A 22,666-nucleotide genomic window follows, 5' to 3' on the forward strand; every position below is an offset into this window, starting at 1 on the left:
TAGAGGTTCATAACGAAGTTACAGGAGGGACACGAATGAGCAAGGGACGTATCGTTCAGGTCTTGGGCCCGGTAGTCGACATCGAGTTCGATCATGGCTATCTGCCGGACATTCTGAACGCAATCCAAATTCATCAAACCGGCGACAAAGAGGTTAAGCTGACGGTTGAAGTCGCTCAGCACCTGGGCGACAACCTCGTTCGCGCCATCGCCATGTCGTCCACGGACGGCCTGGTAAGAGGCACGGAAGCGGTCGACACCGGCAAGCCGATCGCCGTTCCGGTAGGTCCGGCTACGCTGGGACGCGTATTTAACGTGCTTGGCGACCCGATCGACAGCAAAGGCGACGTAGATCGCTCGCTGACGAATCCGATCCACCGCAAGGCTCCTTCCTTCGAAGAGCTGTCCACGCAACAAGAAATGCTGGAGACCGGCATCAAGGTTATCGACTTGATCGCTCCTTACGCCAAGGGCGGTAAGGTCGGTCTGTTCGGCGGAGCGGGCGTCGGCAAGACGGTTACGCTGCAAGAGCTGATCCACAACATCGCTTCCGAGCACGGCGGTATCTCCGTATTCGCCGGCGTTGGCGAACGTACCCGCGAAGGTAACGACCTCTATCACGAAATGACCGATTCCGGCGTTATCGACAAGACCGCGATGGTCTTCGGCCAGATGAACGAGCCTCCGGGCGCGCGTCTTCGCGTCGCTCTGTCGGGTCTGACGATGGCCGAGTACTTCCGCGACCAAGAAGGCCGCGACGTGCTTCTGCTGATCGACAACATCTTCCGCTTCACGCAAGCGGGCTCCGAAGTATCCGCCCTGCTGGGCCGCATGCCTTCGGCCGTAGGTTACCAGCCGACGCTCGCTACGGAGATGGGTCAATTGCAAGAACGGATCACTTCCACGAAGAAAGGTTCCGTTACCTCCATTCAAGCGATCTACGTACCGGCGGACGATTACACCGACCCGGCTCCGGCTACCGCGTTCGCGCACTTGGATTCCACGACGAACCTGGAGCGTAACATCGCGGCAATGGGTATCTTCCCGGCCGTCGACCCGCTCGCTTCCTCTTCCCGGATTCTGACTCCGGAAGTCGTCGGCGAAGAGCACTACAACGTTGCTCAAGCCGTTAAGAAGCTGCTGCAGCGCTACAAGGAGCTTCAAGATATTATCGCGATCCTCGGGATGGACGAACTGTCCGAGGACGACAAGCTCGTCGTGCTTCGCGCGCGTCGCGTTCAATTGTTCCTGTCCCAGCCGCTGCACGTTGCCGCTCCGTTTAACGGCATCCCGGGGCTGGCCGTACCGGTTAAAGAAACGGTACGCGGCTTCAAAGAAATTCTTGAAGGCAAGCACGACGATCTTCCGGAACCGGCGTTCCACAACGTCGGTACGATCGAAGATGCCGTCGAGAAGGCGAAAAAGCTCGCAGCAGGGCTCTAATCCGCCGCTAAGGAGGAATACCAATGAGCACCTTACGGCTCGAGATTGTCACGCCGGAGCGTATCGTGTACGAGCAAGACGTCAACATGGTTATCGCCAATGGCGTCAGCGGACAGCTGGGCGTTCTGCCTAACCACGTTCCCATGGTAACTCCTTTGAAGATTGCGCCGATCCGCGTCAAGAAGGGCAACTCGGAAGAGTTGATCGCCGTTCATGGCGGCTTCATGGAAGTGCGCAAGGAGAAGGTAGTTATTCTCGCGGAAGCGGCGGAGCAAGGAGCGGACATCGACCTCTCCCGCGCCCGCCAAGCGAAGGAACGCGCCGAACAGCGTCTCGCCAGCAAGAACGAGCAGTACGACCATAAGCGAGCCGAGCTTGCTCTGCAACGTGCGCTTACGCGTATTCAAACGTCCGGACAATAATAGATCTCATCCGAATCGCCGAGAAGCGAATTCCTGTTAAAGGAAATCGCGCTTCTCGGCGATTTTGCCATACTATCTGGAGGCGGTCACATGGAACAAGTCGTTATCGTCGGAGCCGGTCCATGCGGCTTGTCGGCGGCGGCGGAGCTGCAGGACCGGGGCTTCGACCCGCTCATTATCGAGAAAGAAAATATCGTTCACTCCATTACCTGTTATCCGACGAACATGCAGTTCTTTAGCACGTCGGTTCTGCTCGAGATCGCGGGAGTACCGTTCACGACGGTGGCGGAGAAGCCGACGCGGCTGGAAGCCTTGCACTACTATCGGATGGTGTCGGAGAGAAGGGCGCTGCGAATTCGGCGATACGAGAAAGTGACGGGGGTGGAGCGCAAGGGAGACGGCTTCGTCGTTGCTTCCGTCGGGCGGTCGGGTAACGCGGTCGAGACGGCTGCGCGCGCCGTCGTCATTGCGACCGGCTACTTCGATCATCCGAACCGGATAGGAATTCCCGGCGAGGATCTTCCCCACGTGACGCATTTCTTCCGCGAAGCTCATCCGTATGCCGGCACGAGAGTGACCATAATCGGAGGAAGCAATTCCGCGGTCGACGCCGCGCTCGAGCTGGAAAGGGTCGGGGCGAAGGTGACGGTGGTGTATCGGGGAGAATCGGTCTCCGCGAACATCAAGCCATGGGTACGCCCGGTCTTCGACGGCAAGGTAGCCAAAGGGCTTATCGAATTGAAGCTCATGAGCCGGGTGGTCGAGATCGGATCCGATTGGGTGAAAATAGAGACGGCTTCGGAGGAGGCGTCATCCGAGGTCGTGCAGGCCGACTTCGTTCTCGCTCTCACGGGGTTTCGGCCGGATCGGGGCTTTCTGAGAGCCATGGGCATCGAAGCGCCGGACGGCATCATTCCCCCGACTCACGACCCGGAGACGATGGAGACCAACGTTCCGGGGCTGTATCTTGCGGGCGTGGTATCGACCGGAAGAGATGCCAATGAGATCTTTATCGAGAGCGGCAGGTTTCATGGAAGGAAGATCGCGGCCCATCTGGCCGAACGGCTAGGAGCAGCCTCTGATTGATTCGGGTCCCGAATGGGTAAGTTAATCGGGAACGAAGCTTTAAAGGAGGGTGTTCCATTATGTCGAAAGTAACGGACAGGCTGAACATTCATTTGGCGGACTGGAATCTTCTTTACACGAAGCTGCATCATTATCACTGGTACGTAACGGGCCCTAATTTCTTGGCGCTTCATGCGAAGTTCGAGGAGCTGTACGATTACGCCGGGACTTCGCTGGACGAGGTGGCGGAACGGATTCTGGCGCTCGGAGGCAAGCCGATCTCCACGCTGAAGCAGTATCTGGACCAGACGATGCTGACCGAGGCGGGCAAGGAGAAGACGGCGGAGGACATGCTGGAGTCCGTCATCAAGGACTTCCGGACCGTCGTCGACAGCTTGAAGGAGACGGGCGAGATGGCCGACGAAGCAGGAGATTCCGTGACGACGGACATGCTTAACGGCCATATCGAGGAGCTGCAGAAGCAGATCTGGATGCTGACCGCGACGGCGAAAGGACTTCCCGTTAAAGCATAATTTAAAAGGCGCAGAGAAGAGGCTCTCTCCGGCGGATTTCGATCCGTTGGGGAGAGCTTTTTTGCTTTCTATTACTTAAGTCGTATTTTTGAAAATTTTAACGATCGTTAGTAGACAAAATCAACAAAAATCCTCCAAAATTAGGTATACTAAAGTGCGGTATGTCCTATTTCTGGCAGCGACCGAAGAACCAAACCTATTTGGATATGGGTTTTCCAATAGAGTACGAGAGGATGGACGAGAAAATGAAGTTAAAAAGAAAGGCATGGTCGGTCTTCCTAGGGGCGACGCTTATCTCCTCGGGGATCGCGGCGTCGGCGGGAGCGGCCGCGCAAGACGCGGGCTGGACGGCTGCGGCCGGACTGTACGAAGTGAATACCTGGACGGGGCAATCCAAATGGGGATCCGACGACGGTGCCTTGAAGGAAGCCACCTTATTCCATCCCCGCTCGATCGTCCAGCTTCCGGACGGACGTCTTCTGGCGGCGGATACCGGCAATCATCTGTTGCGCGCGTTGAATGCGACCGCCGTCTCTTATTATGGCGGAATAATCCTGGAATATGACGAATCGGGCCTGCCGGTCGGCGCCTATCAGGATGGCGAGCTGGCCAAGGCAGCGTTCGACGAGCCGTCCGGGTTGGCCGTCGACGCTGCCGGCAACGTCTATATGGCCGATGCGTCCAATCATGCGGTCCGCAAAGTAACTCCGGACGGTCAGGTCACGACTCTTGCCGGTGACGGGCGTATCGGGGACGACGACGGGCAAGGAAGCAAAGCCCGCTTCTATTATCCGTCGGATGTGGCGGTAGACGCTTCCGGTACGGTGTACGTAGCGGATACGCTCAATCATACGATCCGCAAGATCGCTCCGGACGGAACGGTGACGACGCTCACGGCGCCTTCGACGAGGATCGTGGAGCTGGCCGCCGATGTCGTCGAGGCTTCCGGAGATTATGCGGACGGACCGATCGCGACGGCCAAGTTTAACGAGCCGAGCGGTCTAGTTCTGGACAATAAAGGCAATCTTTACGTCAGCGATAGAGGGAATCAAGTCATTCGCTATATCGATTTCGCGGCGGGTACGGTGACGACCGTGGCCGGAAGCAAGCCTTCGTATGCGAGCGACAGCCTGTATGCCGAAGGAGACTACCTGGACGGAACGGCAAGCGCGGCGCGCTTCAACGCTCCGGAAGGCTTGGCTCTCGCCCCGGACGGAACGCTTGTCATCGCGGACAGCCTGAACCATGCGGTACGTCTTCTGAAGGACGGAAAGGTCACGACGTTGGCCGGGGAAGGGACGGAGTTCGGTTCGAATGACGGCGTAACGTATGCGGCCCACTTCGATCATCCGACGGACGTCGCCGTCCTGGCGGATGGACGGCTTGCGATCGCGGACGAGAGCGGCAACAAGATCCGGGTGCTCGAGAAGTATCGGACGCCGGAAGGCTTCGCGCCGAGCGGCACGATCCAAATCCTGTTGAACGGCGAGCTCGTTAAGCCGGATGTGCCGGCGTTCGCGATGAACGGTTCGACGCTGCTTCCTCTTCGAAGCGTCGGCGAAGCGCTTGGCTATGAAGTCGGCTATGACGCCAAAGCGCAGACGGCCAAGCTCTCGAAGGACGGAGTCGTTTACGAGATCAAGAGCGGGGCGCTGACCGCGTCGGTAACGGAGAACGGAACGAAGTCCGAGCTTAAGCTGGCGAGCGCTCCGGCGACCAAGCAGGGAAGATTGTTCGTGCCGGTTCGGTTCTTCGCCGAAGAAGCCGGCCTGGATATCCAATGGGATTCCGCTTCTTCCGTCGTCGTTATTCGCAGCCCTATTTTCCAATAAGAGAATTCAATGATTGATAGAGTCAAAGGTTCACCTCGTAAAATGAGAGGAGTTGGCATTGGAATGCTAAGGAAGGTATCCATCCAGGCACTGGTCTTCTTGCTGATCGCCTTGCCCGTGCTCGGAACGTTCGCGAACGATTCGCAGGCGGCCGCTTCGTCGCGGGTTGCGATCATCAGCGACATGTCCGGCGATGTCCAGGTGCAGAAGTCGGGCGGGAGCAAGAAGATCCGTGCTTTTAAGAAGTTAAACCTGAATCAGGGAGACATGCTGCTCACGGGATCGAACGGCTCCGCGACGCTGCAGTTCTCCAACGGCACGTCCTCCGACGATACGATGACGGTAGACGCCGACACGACGCTGAAATTCTCCAAGCTCACGAGCAAGGACGGCACGGTGACGAAGGTCAGCATGCTGAAGGGCACGGCTTGGTCCGACGTCAAATCGATCCAGAACAAGGACGACGAATTCCAAGTCGAGACGCCGACGGCGATCATGGGCGTGCGGGGAACGAACTTCCTGGTCACGGTTAATCCCTTATCGGGAACGACGAACACTTCCGTCTTCGCGGGTATCGTGGAAGTGGCTCCTCCGGGGACCATCTTGGGAAGCGGGCAGCTGCCAAACGCTATTTCCTTGCCTACTGCGCCAGGGACCGTTATTAGCGGAAGCACGCCGGGGTCCATCCTCGTCTATCCGACTAACCAAATCATCATGAGTCCGAATACCAACCCGGGCGAACTGAGCAGTCAAGTCTCCATCGTGAACCTGGAGCTGCTTGCGCCGGTCGTTTCTCCGAGTATTCTCCAGGCTATTATTCAAAGCAAGCAGAAGATCGACGAGGAAAATCAACAGCTGCTGGAAAAGTTGAAAGGCGGCGGCCTGCCCGAGCAGTTGGGATCGAACCTCGATGTGGTAGGCGCTAATTTCGAGAATTTGATCGGGGCCTTAATCAATCAGATCGTATCCTCGGGATCGATCCCGCTGGAGGAAATCAATAAAATCCTTCAAAAAGCGCAGGAAATGATCGGACAGATTATCGAGTTCCAGAATAAAGTTCTGATCATATCGCAAATAGAGAAAGCGAAACAAGAGCTGCTGAAGCAGAAAGAACAACAGCTTCAAGAGCTGGAAAGACAGAAAAAGTTGAAGCAGCAGCAAGCGGAAGATCAGTTGTTAGAGAAGTTAAAGAAAGAGAAGGATAAGCAGAACCAGGAAAACGCGGCTAAATTAGAGCAAATTAAAAAGGCGATAGAAGAACAGAAAAATCCTACGAGTCCGACGACGCCGACGACCCCGTCGAATCCGGCTCCGTCCAGCGACGCGAAGCTTAGCGGCCTGACTCTGTCGGATGGCGTTCTGAGCCCCGCTTTCCATCCGGATACGGCTTCCTACACCGTCAACGTATCGAATGACGTCGCGGCGATATCGGTAACGCCGACGGCGGCCGGCGCTTCGAGCGTTAAAGTGAACGGAACTGCAGCGGCCAACGGCGCGGGCACATCGGTTCCGCTGTCTCTGGGCAGCAACACGATTACGGTTCTGGTAACGGCTCAAGACGGAACGACGACGAAGACCTACACATTGACCGTCAACCGCGCGTTGATCACGCAGATCGGCTTGAGCTTCGGCAACGGCAGCCTTGCGATCAATCCCGATCAGGACGAATACGATCTGGGAGAGTTCACGAACGAAGACAGCAGCTTCACCCTGTCTTTGCCGAACGACGGCACGACGTATACGGTCCGTCTGAACGGCCAAGAAGTGCTGCCGGGCGTTATTCGCTTGGCAGCCCTGGAGGATCCGGAATGGGACGCGCCGTTGGAGTACCGCATCCAGCTGGCGCCGGGCAACAACGCGATTCAATTGACGACTTCCTTGAACGGGTACTCGAGGACTTATACGTTTAATGCTCATTTGGAAGAGGAAGTGCCGTCTAACAACGCTTCTCTTAGCGACATTAAGATTAATGGAGAGTCGCTGGAAGGCTTCGAATCCAATGTAGCAGAGTACAGTTTAGTCGTGCCGTATACGACGACTAACCTTGAGGTAGTAGGGATCGCCGCCGATTCTGCAGCGCAAGTCGCCGTCAAAGGCGGCTCGGAGCTTCAAGTAGGCAGCAATGAGGTGACGATTGCCGTTACCGCGGCCGACGGCGTTACCAAGCGGACATATACGATCACGGTTACCCGCGAAGCGGCAGCTAGCGAAGTTAGCTTAAGCGAATTAGCGCTGTCGGATGGAGTTACGTTGACTCCTGGTTTCAGCCCGACGATTCTTGAATATACGGCAAAAGTGAATAACGACGTAACTAAGATCTCGGTAACTCCGTATGCGGTGTCGACTTCGAAGTTGACGGTAAATGGCGGCGCGGCTCAGAGCGGGCTTCCCGTTCCCGTTACGTTGAATTCTTCCGGCGATACCGTAATAACGGTTGTAGTCACGGCCCAGAACGGCCAGAAGCAAACTTATTCGATTACGGTGGAGCGCAAGTCTTCGGAAGCGAGCCTGAGCGGATTAAGCGTGGAAGGGTACGAGTTGATTCCCATGGAAGGGAACTCGTACAGCGTTCGCATTCCGGCATCGGAAGAGAGTTTAAAGCTGAGCTATCTCCTTAGCGAAAATGCAAGTGCCATCGTAACCGTGAATGGCGAAGCGACCGGCGATGTGGTAACGCTCGAAGAAGGCGAGAATACGATTCGAATCGAAATCACATCGGAAGACGGAACGAACGAGGACTTATACGTCATTTTCGTCGAACGCTTCTCCTCGGACTCGAAGCTGGGTGAACTTAGCGTATCCGGCTATAGCCTGAGTCCGGAGTTCTCGCCGGATATCGAGGAGTACACCCTTAGCGTTCCGTACTCTGAAACGATCGTAACGGTAGACTACTGGCTGTGGAACGAGATGTCTGAGGCGGTGCTGAAGGTGAACGGCGTCGTCGCGGAAAGCCCGACGGTAACTCTTGCAGCAGGAGACGACAACCTCATCGAGATCGCGGTTACTTCGGAAGACGGCTCGTCTACGACGACGTATACGATTACGGTAACGCGTAACGCGGCATCAAGCGATGCGAGTCTTACGGGATTGATGGTGTCGGAAGGAACGTTCAGCCCTTCATTCGACGCGAGCATTCTAGACTATACCGTGAAGGTGGAACAGGGGGTTGAACTGCTATACGTAACGGCGAGTGCGGCCGCTACTTCGAAAATTACGATCAATGGGGGACCGGCACAAAGCGGACTTCAAGCGAAAGTGACGTTAAATGCCGAAGGCAGCACGACGATTCCGGTTATCGTAACGTCGGAAGACGCAGTGACGACGAAAGAATATACGATCACCGTATTGCATAAGTCCTCTGTCTCCACCTTGAGCGGGTTGAGCGTGGAAGGCTATGATTTCGATACGCCATTCTCTTCGTCGGTTACGGATTATACTATCCAAGTCGCGAACGACGTTGAGTACGTGAACGTAAGCTTCACGGCATCCGATTCGAATGCGGGAGTTCGATTGCTTCATAATGGGAGTGACGCAGGCGGACAAGTGACCCTTGATGGCGAAAGGGCAAACATCATCGAGGTCGTGGTAACGTCGGAAGACGAATCGTCTACTAAGACGTACACGATCACGGTGGAACGTCATGGACCGGAAGCAAGACTGGGCGGGCTGAGCGTGAGCGGCGGAGTATTGAGCCCGGACTTCAGCCCGACGACGACGAGCTACACGATGAGTGTTGGAAATGAAGTGGCCTCGATCGTGGTGACGCCGTTCGTGGATGGAAGCGAAATGCTGACGGTGAACGACAGCGAAGCGGCTAGCGGAGTAGAAGTGACGGTACCGCTGGAAGTTGGCCTGAACACGATAACGATCGTAGTGACGGCGGAAGACGGGGAAACGACGGAGACTTATACGATTACGGTCACCCGTCAGGCGCCTTTGCCGGAAGGAGTTCTTAGCTGGACTACTACGGCAAATGAATCTACGGTGAATTGGATCCTCGTTGACGAGAATTCAGACGATTCGTTTGTGAAGTATGATTACGTTCTCTCCTTCGAATCGGCTCCGGCAACCTTCGAAGTGAATTTTGGATTCGATAGCAATGTGGTAGATGTTGACTCTGCCGAGCTGGAAGCGTTCGATACTTATTTCGACCTGTCCCAAGGCTACTTTGCCATTCAACAGGATCAATGGCACGACGGAGAGAATGAAGCAACCGTTTATTACAATCTCAAAGATGGAAGATATGTAAAGATAAAGTTGACCGTATATATCGGAACGCCACAGCTGATCGAACTAGGCTTGGCTATGGACTACGGTACGGTTTCCACGCCAATGCCGGTTAACGCAACCGGAACGGAACTGAGCGCTGTCGCCTTCCAAGAGGATTCGGACGATCGGTTGATTCTTTATCCCGACCCAAGCTTTGGAATCAATAATATGCAAATCATGGTGAATGGGGAAATCCTATTCGCGGGTGACGGTTATTATGCCAATGTCGAGGATGGCTGGAACGAAATTCTATTTAATCTGCTGGACCCTCTCACGGGAGAAACCGCTATTACTTACACGCTGCATGTTTACGCCGGGGCGGAGATTCCGGACGGACTCCAGATGACGGGTGTCAGCGGTACTTATGAAGGCGAGACGACTATGGACGTGGGGTTTGCTCCGTCGGAAGAAGCGTTGACCTTCTCCGGATGGTTAGCACCTAATGCTGCCAGCGAAATGGTGCTCACTCCGTCCGTTAACGATCTCGAGTCTTTAATCGGGGTGCTCTACTGGAATCCGAATGGACAATTGGAGTGGGCGGAGCAAACTTCGTACGAAGGGTCCTTCATCCTGCCTATCCATTCGATTTACGATTCGGCGTTCGTCGTCCTTAAGGATGAGGTTGGACATTCCGTAGTTTATGAGGTTCAGCTTGAGCAGCCTCCGTATGTTTACCTAACCATGAAATATGAGAGCTCGCCGGGAAATTATGTTGGGAGCAATCTAAGCGACTTCGGAGGCACTTATTGGAACGTATGGATGGAGTACAGCGGAGCGTCACGAGTGTATTTGGAGGAACCGTGGGAATCGGATTACACATACGAAATCGATGGAATTCCTATCGATCAATTCGATTTTGCTCCGGGCGGAACTCCGGTTCCCGAAGGCGACAACGTATATGAGCTCACTGTCTCGGATCAATACGGGCGTTCCGCATCTTACGAGTTCCATCTGATTCGCGAAGGAAATTGGACCTCTAATGTCACCGTGTCGGATATGGTCGTGCATTACGGGAACGATGAGACGGTGGAAGCTTCCCTGGGCACAAGCGGTTATTGGTCAAAAAACTGGTTCGCTTATCTGCCGGCTCACACCGATAATGTCACTATCTCTTTCAATCTTGAGGAAAGCTCCACCTCGGCGTTATATGATTTTTGGGGCAAGCTGATTGCTGAAGGTACAAACGAGTATTCGCTAAGCATGGATCCTTTGGGGACCGGAGCGGGTTATACTGCAAGTTATTATTTGGTAACGAAGGATACGGCGGGTAATCGGTACTTGTATCCGATCTTCCTGAATTTCGAGGAAACGGAGGAGCCTTCGAACGGGCTTCCGAACGGAATTGTGGGTTGGTCGCTGAAGGACGCCAACGATGTCGCGCACAACTGGACCGCTACAAACGATGTCGCATACTTTACGGCTATGAATGAGGAAACGACCTCCCTGGTCTTCCATTTGGACCTGGAAGAAAGATATTCCGTATCGTTGGCATCGGTTGAGAACGGCTATCTCGAGGCGGATGCAAGCGGCAATTATACGTTGACTCTACAGCCTGGGTATAATGAGTATTACTTGTACGTGACCGCGCCGAGCGAGTACACGGAGGTAATTTACCTTTATGCTATCGTTGGAGACATAACCCCGGAACTAGTGGCGAGCTTCGATTCGGAAGATGGACCAAACGCCGCGGATATCTACGAAAACGGATATATGTATTGGAGACCCATGGATGAGGTAACGGACGATACGATTCAGCTCGCGGCGTTCAACTTCGATACGGATCGAGTCTATCTGGACGAACTGTACGACGATTTCGATTCCCAGTCGATTACGCCGACGGACGAAGGGACGTACCAACTTCTGCTTGACCGTAACATCAACCGATACACTTTATATATGTCGGACGTGGCAGGGCGGACGTTCCAACCGTTCATTACGATCTTCTACAAAATGTACGAGCGGCTTAATCCGCAGTTCGAAGCAGGAGATGGAATCGTCGTATCCCCTTATGACTCGGCAAGTCGTTCTTGGACGGCTCACATCGATCCGGCTACCCAATCAGGTGAGAATCAGCTACATCTCAATTTCGCCGATGAAGGATATTACGCTTTGGCAGCTTATCTGTCCGATCCGAATAATTCGGGCATCATTAAAGCCGGAGAAAACGGAACCTATATTTTGGATTTCAGCAACGTAAGCGAAACTGTCGTTAATCTAAAGCTAGCTATTACCTATGCCAGTGGCGATCTAGAAGAGTACACTCTTACTCTTGACTTTACTCCGACCGCTTAATTAACGATAAGAACCGTCCTCCAGCGCATCGATTCGTCGAGTGCCGGAGGGCGGTTCTTGCCGTAGAAGCATACCCTGTCGAATCCTGTAAACGCTTTAATTTTATGGACGCCTCCAGACTCATTTGTTATAATTTGTGGAGGCAAAAATCCCAGTATCTGCAATCTCTTCATTCCAATTCGCCGGAGGCGATGATGTGGAGAAATATGCGAATCAGTATGTGATTGTCACCATCTTCCTGGTACTTGGCATCGTGTTCCCGATTGTCGTGCTGCAGATTGGCAAGCTGCTTCGGCCGAGCAAACCGAACACCGAGAAAGAGACCACCTACGAGAGCGGCAACGAGCCGGTTGGAGACAGCCAGATTCGCTTTAACGTCAGATACTACCTGTATGCGTTGATGTTCGTAATTTTCGACGTGGAGACCGTGTTCCTCTATCCTTGGGCCGTTGCGTATAAGCAACTCGGCCTATTTGCGCTGTTCGAGATGGTCGTATTCGTTGGCTTGCTTCTTGTCGGACTCATCTATGCCTGGAGGAAGAAGGTGTTCCAATGGAATTCGATTTAGCGAAAATCTCGCCCGAGGACGTGCGGGAGCTGGAGCGCAACGTGTTCATCGGCAGCATCGAGACGCTCAAGGGCTGGGTTCGCAGCAATTCGTTATGGCCGTTAACCTTCGGGTTGGCTTGCTGCGCCATCGAGATGATGGCGGCAGGGGCTCCGCACTACGACCTGGATCGGTTCGGGGTTATGTTCCGCACCTCGCCGCGTCAGGCCGACGTGATGATCGTCTCGGGCACGGTGACGAAGAAGATGGGGCCTCTTCTCCGCAGGCTATACGACCAGATGCCCGAGCCGAAGTGGGTCATCGCGATGGGCTCCTGCGCGACGGCCGGAGGACCTTATATCAAGTCCTACTCCGTTATCAAGGGAGTGGACCAGATCGTTCCCGTCGACGTTTATATTCCGGGCTGCCCGCCGAATCCGGCGGCGCTGATTTACGGCATTAACAAGCTCCAGGAGAAAATCCGCTACGAAGCCAGGACCGGGAAGCGGGTGACGGGCTCATGAGCGAAGAGGAGAAGCGCGAAGAACAGCCGCCGGTCGAGGGGGCGAAGGAAGCCGCGCCGGAGGGCGGGGCAAAGGTCGAGCCCGCCCAAGTACCCGAGCCAGCCGCATTGGAACCTGCGCCAGACGCACCGTCGTCGGCACCCGTCGGTGCGCCGCCGCAGTCGGCCGCGGAGAGCACGCCTTCAGCCGTTCCAGCCGAGCCTGCACCCGTCGCTGCGCCGCCCGCCGAGCCGGTCGCAGAGAGCGCCGCGCCTTCAACCGCTCCTGCGGCTCCCGGCACGCCTGCGCCCGTCGCAGAGAGCCCGGCACCGGCCGTTCCGCCTGCCCCGGAGAGCGCACCTCAAGCCGCGCCTGCCGCGCCGGCTGAGCCGGCCGGAACCGCGAGCGAGCCGCCGCCTTCGGTGCCCGCCGCTGCCGCGCCCGCGGAGGAAGCGGCTCCCGTCCGCCGCAAGGAGACGGACGAGGAGAAGGCGGCCCGCCGCAAGGCCGCGCTCGAAGCGCGCGAAGCCGCCAAGGCAGCCGCGGCGCAGGCTGCCGCTCAGGCCGCTAAGGCAAGCCCGCCGGCGGCCGCGAAGGCGGACGGAGCCGCCGCGCCCGAAGCGGAGGCAGCGCCGCCTCCGCCTCCATCCCCGAACCAGCCGCGCCTCGACCGCGCCGTCCAGCTGCTGCGGGAACACGTGGCCGCGGACGCCGTCGAGGAAGCGACGATTAACGAGCCTAACGATCACCTCCCGACGCTCGTCGTGAAGAACGAGCGCTGGCTGGCGGCGGCGAGGCTGTTCCGCGGCCATCCGGAGCTGAACGCGAACTACTTGCGCAACGTAGCCGGGGTCGATCACGAGACGCACATGGAGGTGGTCTACCACCTGCTCAGCATGGACAGCGGCCACGTCTATGCGGTGAAAGTGCGAACCGATCGCGACCGGCCCGCCGTCCCTTCCGTCACCCCCATCTGGCAAACCGCCAATTGGAACGAGAGGGAGATCTTCGACCTTCTCGGAATCGATTTTCCCGGCCACCCCGATCTTAGACGCATCATGATGCCGGACGACTGGGTCGGCCACCCGCTTCGCAAAGACTACGTGCCGCTGGATTCGGAGGTGTGACACCGGGCATGATTCGGACCGAGGAACTGCTGCTGAACGTAGGACCCCAGCATCCGAGCACCCATGGCGTTTTCCGCATCATCGTCAAGCTGGACGGAGAGATCATTACAGAAGCGACCCCCGTGATGGGGTATCTGCACCGCGGCACGGAGAAGCTTGCCGAGAACCTCAATTTTACTCAGATTATCCCTTATACCGACCGAATGGACTACGTGTCCGCGATGACGAATAACTATGTGTTAGTGCATGCCGTCGAGAAAATGATGGGGCTGGAGGTCCCGGAACGGGCCGAATTCCTCCGCCTGATCGTGATGGAGCTGCAGCGCGTGGCGAGCCACCTGGTGTGGTGGGGGACGTATCTGCTCGACATCGGGGCGCTTAGTCCGTTCCTTTATGCCTTTAACGACCGCGAGAGAATCCTCCAGCTGTTCAACGAGCTGTGCGGCGCCAGATTGACCTACAACTACATGCGGGTCGGAGGCGTGAAGTGGGATGCTCCGGAGGGCTGGATCGGGCGGGTCAAGGAGTTCGTCCGCGACATGCGAGAGAAGCTGCACGAGTATGACGACCTGGCGAGCGGCAACGAGATTTTCCTGTCGCGGATCAAGGGGGTAGGCGCTTACGATGCCCGGACGGCGATCGACTACGGCTTGTCCGGGGCGAATCTTCGCTCGACCGGAGTGAAGTGGGACCTTCGCAAGAACGAGCCCTACAGCCTCTACAGCCGCTTCGAGTTCGACGTTCCGGTGGGCAAGAACGGCGACTGCTACGACCGCTATCTCATCCGGATGGAGGAGATGAGGCAGAGCCTGCGCATTCTGGAGCAAGCGCTGGAGCAGTTCCCGGAAGGCGGAGAGACGATGGGCAAGGTGCCCCGCGTCATCCGCCCGCCCGTAGGAGAGATCTACGTGAGGATCGAATCTCCACGCGGCGAGATCGGCTGCTATATCGTCTCGAAGGGCAAGGCCGAGCCGTTCCGGCTGAAGTTCCGCAGGCCGTCCTTCGTCAACCTGCAGATTCTTCCCAAGCTGCTCGTCGGGGAGAGCATGACCAACCTCGTGACCATTCTCGGAGGCATCGATATCGTGCTCGGAGAGGTGGATTGCTAGATGCAGAGATTCTGGAACGACCCGGTCTCCTGGGGCCACGCCGGCATTTACCTTCTGGGAGCCATCGCCATTCTCGCGGTGGTCATCGTCTTCGTCACCTACGCGATTTACTTCGAACGCAAGGTCATCGGCTGGATGCAGTACCGGAAGGGGCCGAACCGCACGGGACCACTCGGGCTGCTGCAGACCGTCGCGGACGTCGCGAAGCTGCTGATCAAGGAGGACACGATCCCGGCCAAAGCGGACAAAGCTCTGTTTATCCTCGCTCCGGCCCTTGCGTTCGTGCCGTCTTTTCTCGTGTTGGCCATCATTCCTTACGGCTTGAACCTGCAGTTCGCCGACCTGAACGTCGGCTTTCTCTACTACGTGGCGCTCTCCGGGATCACGACGATCGCCATCATCCTCGGAGGCTGGTCCTCGAACAACAAGTACGCCCTGCTCGGAGGCATGCGTTCCGCCGCGCAGATGATCAGCTACGAGGTGCCGCTCGTGCTCTCGGTCGTCGGCATCGCGATGATGACGGAGAGCCTGAACCTGAGAGAGATCGTCATCCATCAGGAAGGGTACTTCTGGCATTGGAACTTCCTCCCGCAGATCATCGGCTTCGCGGTGTTCGTGGTGGCGGCGATCTCGGAGCTGAACCGGACGCCGTTCGACCTGCCGGAAGCGGAGTCGGAGCTGGTCGCGGGCTACCACGTGGAATACAGCGGGTTCCGCTTCGCGTTCTTCATGCTGACCGAGTATATCTACGTGTACGCGATCGCTTGCCTGGCGACGATCCTGTTCCTCGGCGGGTGGAATCCTCCGGCTCCGCAGCTGGATTTTATCCCCGGGCTGCTCTGGTTCGCTCTCAAGTTCGCGTTCATCGTGTTTTTCCTATTCTGGATTCGCGCTACCCTTCCCCGGCTTCGCGTCGATCAGCTGATGGGCATGGCTTGGAAGGTGCTGCTTCCTCTGGCGATCCTGAATATTTTCCTGACGGCGCTTGGCATTGAATGGTGGGGCAAAGGGGGCTGACGGACAATGAAAGGAACGGGAATCGTAAAAGGTCTCGGAGTGACGCTGCGGACGATGGGCTCGAAGAAGGTCACGATGAAATACCCCGACGTGCCGATTCAGATGCCGGACCGGTTCCGCGGGGTTCAATACTTCGAGCCGGACAAGTGCATCGTGTGCAATCAATGCGCCCGCGTCTGCCCGACGGATTGCATCACGCTTACGGGGAAACCGAACCCGGATCCGGAGAAGAAAGGCAAGGTCATCGATACGTTCGATCTCAACTTCGAGATCTGCATTCTCTGCGATCTGTGCACGGAGGTGTGTCCGACCGAGGCGATCGTCATGACGAACAACTTCGAGCTGGCCGCCTACAGCCGCGACGATCTGTTCAAGGATCGGGATTGGCTGTACGGGAACAACCGAAATATCCGGGAGGACAACAACAACATCGGAGCTCCCCAGAGAGGGGGAGCCAAGTAAGCCGTGCTCAACTTTAACGTGGACTTCACCGGAGAGTTCTTCGCCTTTTTCTTGCTCGCGGCATGCGCGATCGTCGGGGCCGTTCTCGCCATCAACTTCACGAAAGTGGTGCACATGGCGCTGTCCCTCGCGTTCACTTTCGTGTCTCTGGCGGGCTTGTACGTGCTGCTTCAGGCCGAATTCGTCGCGTTCGTGCAGGTGCTGCTCTACGTCGGCGCCGTCACGATCCTGATGATCTTCGGAATCATGATGACGAAGCACCAGAGCGAAGGCCGGGAGCCGGGACGGCCTCTTCTCGAGACGCTCGCGGCGATCGGCTGCTTGTGCTTGTTCGGCATTCTGTTCTACGCGATCCGGAACGCCTCGTTCCCGAAGCCGCAGGCCGAGCTGCCGGAAGACAACACGATGGCGATCGGCAAGCTTCTCTATTCTGCTTACGCGATTCCGTTCGAGCTGGTCTCCGTCCTGCTCACCGTCGCCTTTATCGGGGCGGTGGCCCTGGCCAAAAGGGAGAAAGAGGAAGAGGAGGAGCCGAAATGACGATGCTGGGTTCCTATCTGACTCTGGCCGCCGTCCTATTCTGCCTCGGTTTGTACGGGGTGCTTACGAAGAGAAACGCGATCATCGTCCTGCTCTCGATCGAGCTGATGCTCAATGCCGTCAACCTGAATCTGGTCGCCTTCGCCAAGTACGGAATCAACGCCTCGCTCCGGGGACAAGTGTTCTCACTCTTTACGATGACGGTCGCGGCCGCGGAGGCCGCCGTCGGGATCGCCGTGCTCATCTCGCTCTATCGACGCCGGGCAACGGTGAACGTAGACGAATACGATGAGCTCAGGAGGTAGCGCTATGGACATCACATTCGCGCAATACGCGTGGTTCGCTCCTCTATTCCCGCTGGCGGCGTTCGCCATTCTGACCGCGATGGGCCGCGGGCTGGGGCGGGCCGGGGCTTGGGTCGCCACGGCCGCCTCGCTTCTCTCGTTTCTCCTCTCCCTATTGATCGCCATAGAGAGGCTGGGGGGGACTGCGGAAGACTATACCGGGCGGATCGAATGGCTGAGAGCGGGAAGCATCATGCTGCACGCGGGCTATGAAGTGACGAACCTGACCTCGCTGATGCTCGTCATCGTCACTTTCGTCGCGTTGCTCGTGAATCTCTATTCGATCGGCTACATGAAGGACGACGAGAGAATCTCCGTCTTCTTCGGGTACGTGGCCTTGTTTACCGCCTCCATGCTGGGGCTGGTGCTGGCCGACAATCTGCTTACGCTGTACATATGCTGGGAGCTGGTCGGGGTCTGCTCGTTCCTCCTGATCGGCTTCTGGTTCCGCAAGCCCGAAGCGAGGGCGGCCGCGAAGAAGGCGTTCATCGTGACCCGGATCGGGGATTTGGGGCTGCTGCTCGCCATTCTGCTGCTCTATTGGAACATGCCGAATCACGCATTGGACTTTACGAGCCTCTACAACGTGTTCCATTCGCAGAGCGACACCCTTTCGGCTTCTCTGACGACGCTAATCGCGCTGCTTATTTTCCTCGGGGCCGTCGGCAAATCGGGTCAATTCCCGCTGCACGTCTGGCTTCCCGACGCGATGGAGGGGCCGACTCCGATCAGCGCCCTGATTCACGCGGCGACGATGGTGGCGGCGGGCGTCTACCTGGTCGTGCGCACGTTCGATATTTTCGAAGCCTCCCAAGCGGCGCTCGCCGCCGTCGCGATCGTCGGGGCGTTCACGGCGATCTTCGCCGCGGTCATCGGACTCGCGCAGAACGATATCAAGAGAGTGCTGGCGTATTCGACGGTCAGCCAGCTCGGCTACATGATGCTGGCTCTGGGAGCGGGCTCGACGGCCGCGGCAACCTTCCATCTCTTCACCCACGCTTTCTTCAAGGCGCTGCTGTTCCTCGCGGCGGGAAGCGTAATCCACGCGATCCATACGCAGGACATCCGCGAGATGGGAGGGCTGGGCCGCCGGATGAAGATAACGGCCTGGACGTTCGGAATCGGAGCTCTCGCGCTCTCCGGCATCCCGCCGTTCTCCGGGTTCTGGTCGAAGGACGCGGTTCTCGCCGCCGCCTTGGACGAGAGCCCTTGGCTGTTCGCCGTAGGCGTCGTTGCCGCCTTCTTCACGGCGCTTTACATGGCCAGATTGTTCTTCCTCGTCTTCTTCGGAGCCCCGCGCGGAGATGCGAAGGCGTACGCTCATGCGAAGAAATCTCCCGCCGTCATGACGGTTCCTCTCGTTATCTTGGCCGTTCTGGCCCTCCTGGCGGGCTTCGTCGAGACTCCGTGGAACGAATGGCTCGGCTCTTGGCTATCCGGCGAGGAGGAAGAGGGAGGCATCAACGGCCTGGTGGTAATCGCTTCGGTTGGAGCGTCTCTGCTCGGGCTTTACTTGGGGTGGCTTTTCTACGGAAGGAGGTCCTCCTCCGGCAATCCCGCGGCGGAGAAAGCCTCCGGGCTGCGGCGGATCCTGGAACGCAAGTTCTATGTCGACGAGCTCTATGAGCTGGCATTCGTGAGGCCGCTTGCCGCGTTGGGACGCGGGCTGGACGCGTTCGACCGGGTCGTCGTGGACGGGGCGGTCCGCCTGGCGGGCCGATCCGTGCAGGCGGCCGGCAAGCTGAATACGAGGCTGTTGAACGGACAAATCCAAGCCTATGCCTTATGCGCCTTGCTCGGAGCCGTTCTCTTGATTCTAGCCATTGCCGGAAGGAGGTTCTGGTGATGCTGGAGGATATCCCGGTTTTATCGATTCTAACGTTCTTGCCTCTGCTGGGGACGCTGATCACGCTGCTGCTGCCTCAAAGCCGAGTCCGTTTCATCCGGGGTACGGCGATCGCGTTCACCTTCCTGCCGCTGCTTCTGGCGATCGCGCTTTACGTCTCCTACGAACCGATAGTCGGGGGAGGAGCCTTCGCAGAGAAGCTGACCTGGCTGTCCATTCCCTTGAATACGGAAGCGGGGCTTGCGGACAAGGGAGCGACCTCCTATCGCTTGCTCTTCGATTATCGGATGGGCGTCGACGGACTGTCTCTCCCGCTCGTCCTGCTGACGGGGGCGGTCGCTTCGATGGCTTCGCTGGCCTCCGTATATATTCGCAAAAGATGGAAGCTCTACTACGCGCTCTTCCTGCTGCTTCAGACGGGGATGTACGGGGTGTTTCTCGCCCGGGATCTGACGCTGTTCTTCATCTTCTTCGAGCTGACCCTGATTCCGATGTTCTTCCTGATCGGAATTTGGGGCTACTTCGGAAGAGAGCAAGCGGCGAACCGGTTCCTCGTCTACAACGGGCTAGGGTCGGCGTTCATGCTGCTCGCCTTCCTTATCCTGATCGCGACGGCGGGCTTCAGCGCGACGGAGACGGCATCCGGCACCACGCTCTCCTTCAGCGGAAGCTATGAGGTTCTGCTGGCGAATTTGGCGGACCCTAACGCGGCCGTTAATCAGGACAGCATCATGTATCTATCGGACAATCTGAAGTGGACGGCCTTCATCCTATTGGTCATCGCTTTCGGCATCAAGCTGCCGATCTTCCCGTTCCACACCTGGATGCTCAAGGTGCATGCGGAAGCGGCTCCTCCGGTCGTCATGATCCATTCCGGAATCCTTCTTAAAATGGGGGCCTACGGATTGCTCCGCTTCGGGGCGTTCCTGCTTCCCGGCCAGCTTCAATCCTGGGCGCCGGTCCTGGCGACGCTCGGAGTCATCAACATCGTGTACGGAGCGATTCTCGCCTGCGCGCAGAAGGAGTTCAAGCTGGTGCTCGCTTACTCCAGCATCAGCCACATGGGAATCGTCCTGCTTGGGATCGCTTCGCTTAACGAAGCGGGCTTCGAGGGCGCCGTCTTCCAGAGCGTCTCGCACGGGCTTATCTCCGCGCTTCTGTTCCTGATCGTCGGAAGCCTGCACGAACGAGCGGAGACCACTCGCATCGACGAGCTGGGCGGCCTCGCGAGCGTTGTCCCGTTCACCTCGGGGATTCTGTTGACTGCGGGGCTCGCTTCCCTTGGGCTTCCGGGCTTGTCGGGCTTCGTCGGAGAATTCCTGTCCTTCCTCGGGTTGTTCGACTCGTATCCATGGTTGGTTGCGGTCGGCGTTCTCGGGCTCTTGTTCGCGGCCGTCTACGTTCTTCGCAGCGTGCTCTCCATGACCTACGGGCCTCTGCCGGACCGCTTCGCGGCCATTCGGGACGTCCGGTTCGTCGAGGCGCTGCCGATGATCGCGCTCACGGCGCTGATCGTTCTGCTCGGCGTGTATCCCGCGTTGATGACGGATATGATGTCGCATAGCTTCGACGGCTTGCTCAAGCTACTTCAGTCCAAGGTCGGGGGGTGAGAAGATGCAGGCATTGCAGACATTGACTTGGAACGATACCTGGTATCTGGCCCCCGAGATCGTTCTGGCGGCGTTTACGATCGCCCTTGCCCTTCTGGACCTGTCGCTTCCGCGGCGAATCGACAGGGACATCATCGGCTGGGGCGCCGTGCTCGGACTCGTGACGGCAGGAGTGTTCGTCGGCTGGCACATTCACGACCTCGGGGCGTGGGAGAAGGCGGGCGAGTCTCCATTCCGCAACCTGCTCGACGGTAGCTATCGCGTGGACGACTTCGGCAACCTTCTGAAGCTGGTTTTCCTAGGGGCCTCCGCCTTGATCGTCTTGGCTTCCCTGGGGACCGTGAAGAAGGAAGAGGTCCCGATCAAGGGAGAGTTCTATTATCTCGTTCTGCCTGCCGTTCTCGGAGCCATGGTGATGGCCTCCTCCGGGGATCTGATCACGTTATTCATCGGGATGGAACTGCTCGGGATCGCCTCCTATATCCTGGTCGGCGTTCGCAAAAGCAGCGGGCTGTCGGGCGAGGCGGCTTTCAAATACGTGGTGACGGGAGGGACGGCATCGGCGTTCGTGCTGTACGGAATGTCTTTCCTCTACGGGGCGACGGGCTCGACGCGGCTCAGCGGAATCGCCCAATCGATCGGCGACGCCGTCGAAGGTTCCAAGGCATTGGTTTACGTCGCTTTCTTCTTGATGATCGTCGGCTTCGCATTGAAGCTGGCTCTGGCTCCGTTCCACGCCTGGGCTCCCGACGTGTACCAAGGCGCCCCGACGCCGGTTACCTCGTTCCTTGGCGTCGTGGCGAAGGCTGCCGCTTTCGCGATGCTGTACCGTCTCTTCGTCAATACCGCTTTATATGCGTACGCGGATACCGCGCAGGTTCGCGAAGACCTCTTTCTGGCGCTTGCGGTGCTGGCGGCGGCCGCGATGATCGTCGGCGTCGCCGGAGCGCTGCGGCAGCAGAACGCGAAGCGGCTTCTGGCCCTGTCGGGGGTAGCCAACGCGGGCATTCTGCTCGTTCCGTTAACGCTGGACATCACGAGCTTCCATTCTTCCTTGTTCTCCGAGTTCATCTACTACCTGCTCGCCTACGTCTTCATGAACGTGGGGGCGTTCGCCGTTCTGACCGTGGTATCCCGGGAGACGGGCAGCGAGGAGCTGTCCGGCTTCGCGGGCTTGTACCACCGTGCTCCGTGGACCGCCGCCGCCATGACGGCTCTGATCTGCTCCCTCGCGGGACTGCCGGTGACCGGAGGCTTCTTCGGCAAGCTGTTTATCTTGTTCGGCACGGTCCAGACGAAGCAGTACTGGCTGGCCGCCATCCTTCTCTTCACGACCGTCGTCTCTTATTACCTTTACTTCTCCTTCATCCGCCAGATGTTTATGAGGAGCGGCGATACGGAACGTCAAACGAAGGTCCCGATGGCGACCGGGCTGGTCGTCTGGATCTGCGCCATCGCTTCCGTGGCCTTGGGCGTGCTTCCGAAGCCGATCCTGGAGTGGGTCGACGGCCTCTTCTCCGTATCGCTTGACTTCCTCTCGCGATAAGCCGCGGTTCCTCCGGCAGAAGGGAGGCTTCGAGCTTCGTCAAGGCGAGCGGCAACGCTCGGCCGGGAGCCCGGAGCCTCCTTCTCCTGTCCTCTTAACCCCCGTTCAACGCGATCTCTGCTCCCATAGTTCTACTTTTTTTCGAGCTTATCGATTCCAT

At 57.7% G+C, this 22,666-nt stretch carries 17 protein-coding genes; all 17 read left to right on the top strand.

Features of this window, described 5'->3' with window-relative positions:
• Window positions 1–35 precede the first annotated feature (35 nt).
• The 17 genes from atpD (at window position 36) to H7B67_RS28600 (ending at window position 22,506) form a co-directional block, all read left to right on the top strand.
• Complete coding sequence (atpD, locus tag H7B67_RS28520; RefSeq protein ID WP_185123299.1) at window positions 36–1,442, top strand: F0F1 ATP synthase subunit beta; 1,407 nt, start codon at window positions 36–38, stop codon at window positions 1,440–1,442.
• Window positions 1,443–1,465: 23 nt separating this feature from the next.
• Complete coding sequence (locus H7B67_RS28525; RefSeq protein WP_185123300.1) at window positions 1,466–1,864, top strand: F0F1 ATP synthase subunit epsilon; 399 nt, start codon at window positions 1,466–1,468, stop codon at window positions 1,862–1,864.
• A 90-nt stretch (window positions 1,865–1,954) separates the two neighbouring features.
• The gene (locus tag H7B67_RS28530) at window positions 1,955–2,950 is read left to right on the top strand and encodes a YpdA family putative bacillithiol disulfide reductase (protein ID WP_185123301.1); all 996 of its coding nucleotides are present in this window, start codon (window positions 1,955–1,957) and stop codon (window positions 2,948–2,950) included.
• A gap of 59 nt (window positions 2,951–3,009) precedes the next feature.
• A complete protein-coding gene (locus H7B67_RS28535; protein ID WP_185123302.1) occupies window positions 3,010–3,462 on the top strand; it encodes a Dps family protein in 453 nt (150 codons plus the stop codon).
• Between the two features lie 245 nt (window positions 3,463–3,707).
• Window positions 3,708–5,294: a stalk domain-containing protein gene (locus tag H7B67_RS28540; protein ID WP_185123303.1), complete on the top strand. Its 1,587-nt coding sequence runs from the start codon at window positions 3,708–3,710 to the stop codon at window positions 5,292–5,294.
• A gap of 63 nt (window positions 5,295–5,357) precedes the next feature.
• Window positions 5,358–11,855 carry a cadherin-like beta sandwich domain-containing protein gene (locus tag H7B67_RS28545; RefSeq protein WP_185123304.1) on the top strand — a complete coding sequence of 2,166 codons (6,498 nt, stop codon included), beginning with the start codon at window positions 5,358–5,360 and terminating at the stop codon, window positions 11,853–11,855.
• A 196-nt stretch (window positions 11,856–12,051) separates the two neighbouring features.
• Window positions 12,052–12,423 (top strand): NADH-quinone oxidoreductase subunit A, encoded by a 372-nt coding sequence (locus tag H7B67_RS28550; protein ID WP_185123305.1) that lies wholly within the window; start codon window positions 12,052–12,054, stop codon window positions 12,421–12,423.
• Window positions 12,408–12,926: a NuoB/complex I 20 kDa subunit family protein gene (locus H7B67_RS28555; protein WP_185123306.1), complete on the top strand. Its 519-nt coding sequence runs from the start codon at window positions 12,408–12,410 to the stop codon at window positions 12,924–12,926. Before H7B67_RS28550 ends, H7B67_RS28555 begins: the two co-directional genes overlap by 16 nt.
• A 107-nt stretch (window positions 12,927–13,033) precedes the next feature.
• On the top strand, window positions 13,034–14,032 hold the full coding sequence (locus tag H7B67_RS30690; protein ID WP_281067792.1) for an NADH-quinone oxidoreductase subunit C: 999 nt from the start codon (window positions 13,034–13,036) through the stop codon (window positions 14,030–14,032).
• Window positions 14,033–14,040: 8 nt separating this feature from the next.
• A complete protein-coding gene (locus H7B67_RS28565) occupies window positions 14,041–15,141 on the top strand; it encodes an NADH-quinone oxidoreductase subunit D (RefSeq protein ID WP_185123307.1) in 1,101 nt (366 codons plus the stop codon).
• Window positions 15,142–16,158, top strand: a complete 1,017-nt coding sequence (nuoH, locus tag H7B67_RS28570; RefSeq protein ID WP_185123308.1) for an NADH-quinone oxidoreductase subunit NuoH — start codon at window positions 15,142–15,144, stop codon at window positions 16,156–16,158.
• A gap of 6 nt (window positions 16,159–16,164) precedes the next feature.
• On the top strand, window positions 16,165–16,620 hold the full coding sequence (nuoI, locus tag H7B67_RS28575; RefSeq protein ID WP_185123309.1) for an NADH-quinone oxidoreductase subunit NuoI: 456 nt from the start codon (window positions 16,165–16,167) through the stop codon (window positions 16,618–16,620).
• A 3-nt stretch (window positions 16,621–16,623) separates the two neighbouring features.
• On the top strand, window positions 16,624–17,160 hold the full coding sequence (locus H7B67_RS28580; RefSeq protein ID WP_185123310.1) for an NADH-quinone oxidoreductase subunit J: 537 nt from the start codon (window positions 16,624–16,626) through the stop codon (window positions 17,158–17,160).
• Entirely contained in the window at window positions 17,157–17,465 is a 309-nt protein-coding gene (nuoK, locus tag H7B67_RS28585) for an NADH-quinone oxidoreductase subunit NuoK (RefSeq protein ID WP_185123311.1), read from the top strand. The genes H7B67_RS28580 and nuoK overlap by 4 nt, the downstream gene beginning before the upstream one ends.
• A gap of 4 nt (window positions 17,466–17,469) precedes the next feature.
• The gene (nuoL, locus tag H7B67_RS28590) at window positions 17,470–19,350 is read left to right on the top strand and encodes an NADH-quinone oxidoreductase subunit L (protein ID WP_185123312.1); all 1,881 of its coding nucleotides are present in this window, start codon (window positions 17,470–17,472) and stop codon (window positions 19,348–19,350) included.
• Window positions 19,350–20,960: a complex I subunit 4 family protein gene (locus H7B67_RS28595; protein WP_185123313.1), complete on the top strand. Its 1,611-nt coding sequence runs from the start codon at window positions 19,350–19,352 to the stop codon at window positions 20,958–20,960. Before nuoL ends, H7B67_RS28595 begins: the two co-directional genes overlap by 1 nt.
• Window positions 20,961–20,964: 4 nt before the next feature.
• On the top strand, window positions 20,965–22,506 hold the full coding sequence (locus H7B67_RS28600; protein WP_185123314.1) for an NADH-quinone oxidoreductase subunit N: 1,542 nt from the start codon (window positions 20,965–20,967) through the stop codon (window positions 22,504–22,506).
• Window positions 22,507–22,666 lie beyond the last annotated feature (160 nt).

The organism is Cohnella thailandensis (assembly GCF_014212135.1).
Classification (GTDB): Bacteria; Bacillota; Bacilli; order Paenibacillales; family Paenibacillaceae; genus Cohnella; species Cohnella thailandensis.

Bases quoted from the DNA above. Each gene is read 5' to 3' on its own strand.
- atpD (WP_185123299.1), top strand. From the start codon at position 36: ATGAGCAAGGGACGTATCGTTCAGGTCTTGGGCCCGGTAGTCGACATC.
- H7B67_RS28525 (WP_185123300.1), top strand. From the start codon at position 1,466: ATGAGCACCTTACGGCTCGAGATTGTCACGCCGGAGCGTATCGTGTAC.
- H7B67_RS28530 (WP_185123301.1), top strand. From the start codon at position 1,955: ATGGAACAAGTCGTTATCGTCGGAGCCGGTCCATGCGGCTTGTCGGCG.
- H7B67_RS28535 (WP_185123302.1), top strand. From the start codon at position 3,010: ATGTCGAAAGTAACGGACAGGCTGAACATTCATTTGGCGGACTGGAAT.
- H7B67_RS28540 (WP_185123303.1), top strand. From the start codon at position 3,708: ATGAAGTTAAAAAGAAAGGCATGGTCGGTCTTCCTAGGGGCGACGCTT.
- H7B67_RS28545 (WP_185123304.1), top strand. From the start codon at position 5,358: ATGCTAAGGAAGGTATCCATCCAGGCACTGGTCTTCTTGCTGATCGCC.
- H7B67_RS28555 (WP_185123306.1), top strand. From the start codon at position 12,408: ATGGAATTCGATTTAGCGAAAATCTCGCCCGAGGACGTGCGGGAGCTG.
- H7B67_RS28565 (WP_185123307.1), top strand. From the start codon at position 14,041: ATGATTCGGACCGAGGAACTGCTGCTGAACGTAGGACCCCAGCATCCG.
- nuoH (WP_185123308.1), top strand. From the start codon at position 15,142: ATGCAGAGATTCTGGAACGACCCGGTCTCCTGGGGCCACGCCGGCATT.
- nuoI (WP_185123309.1), top strand. From the start codon at position 16,165: ATGAAAGGAACGGGAATCGTAAAAGGTCTCGGAGTGACGCTGCGGACG.
- nuoK (WP_185123311.1), top strand. From the start codon at position 17,157: ATGACGATGCTGGGTTCCTATCTGACTCTGGCCGCCGTCCTATTCTGC.
- nuoL (WP_185123312.1), top strand. From the start codon at position 17,470: ATGGACATCACATTCGCGCAATACGCGTGGTTCGCTCCTCTATTCCCG.
- H7B67_RS28595 (WP_185123313.1), top strand. From the start codon at position 19,350: ATGCTGGAGGATATCCCGGTTTTATCGATTCTAACGTTCTTGCCTCTG.
- H7B67_RS28600 (WP_185123314.1), top strand. From the start codon at position 20,965: ATGCAGGCATTGCAGACATTGACTTGGAACGATACCTGGTATCTGGCC.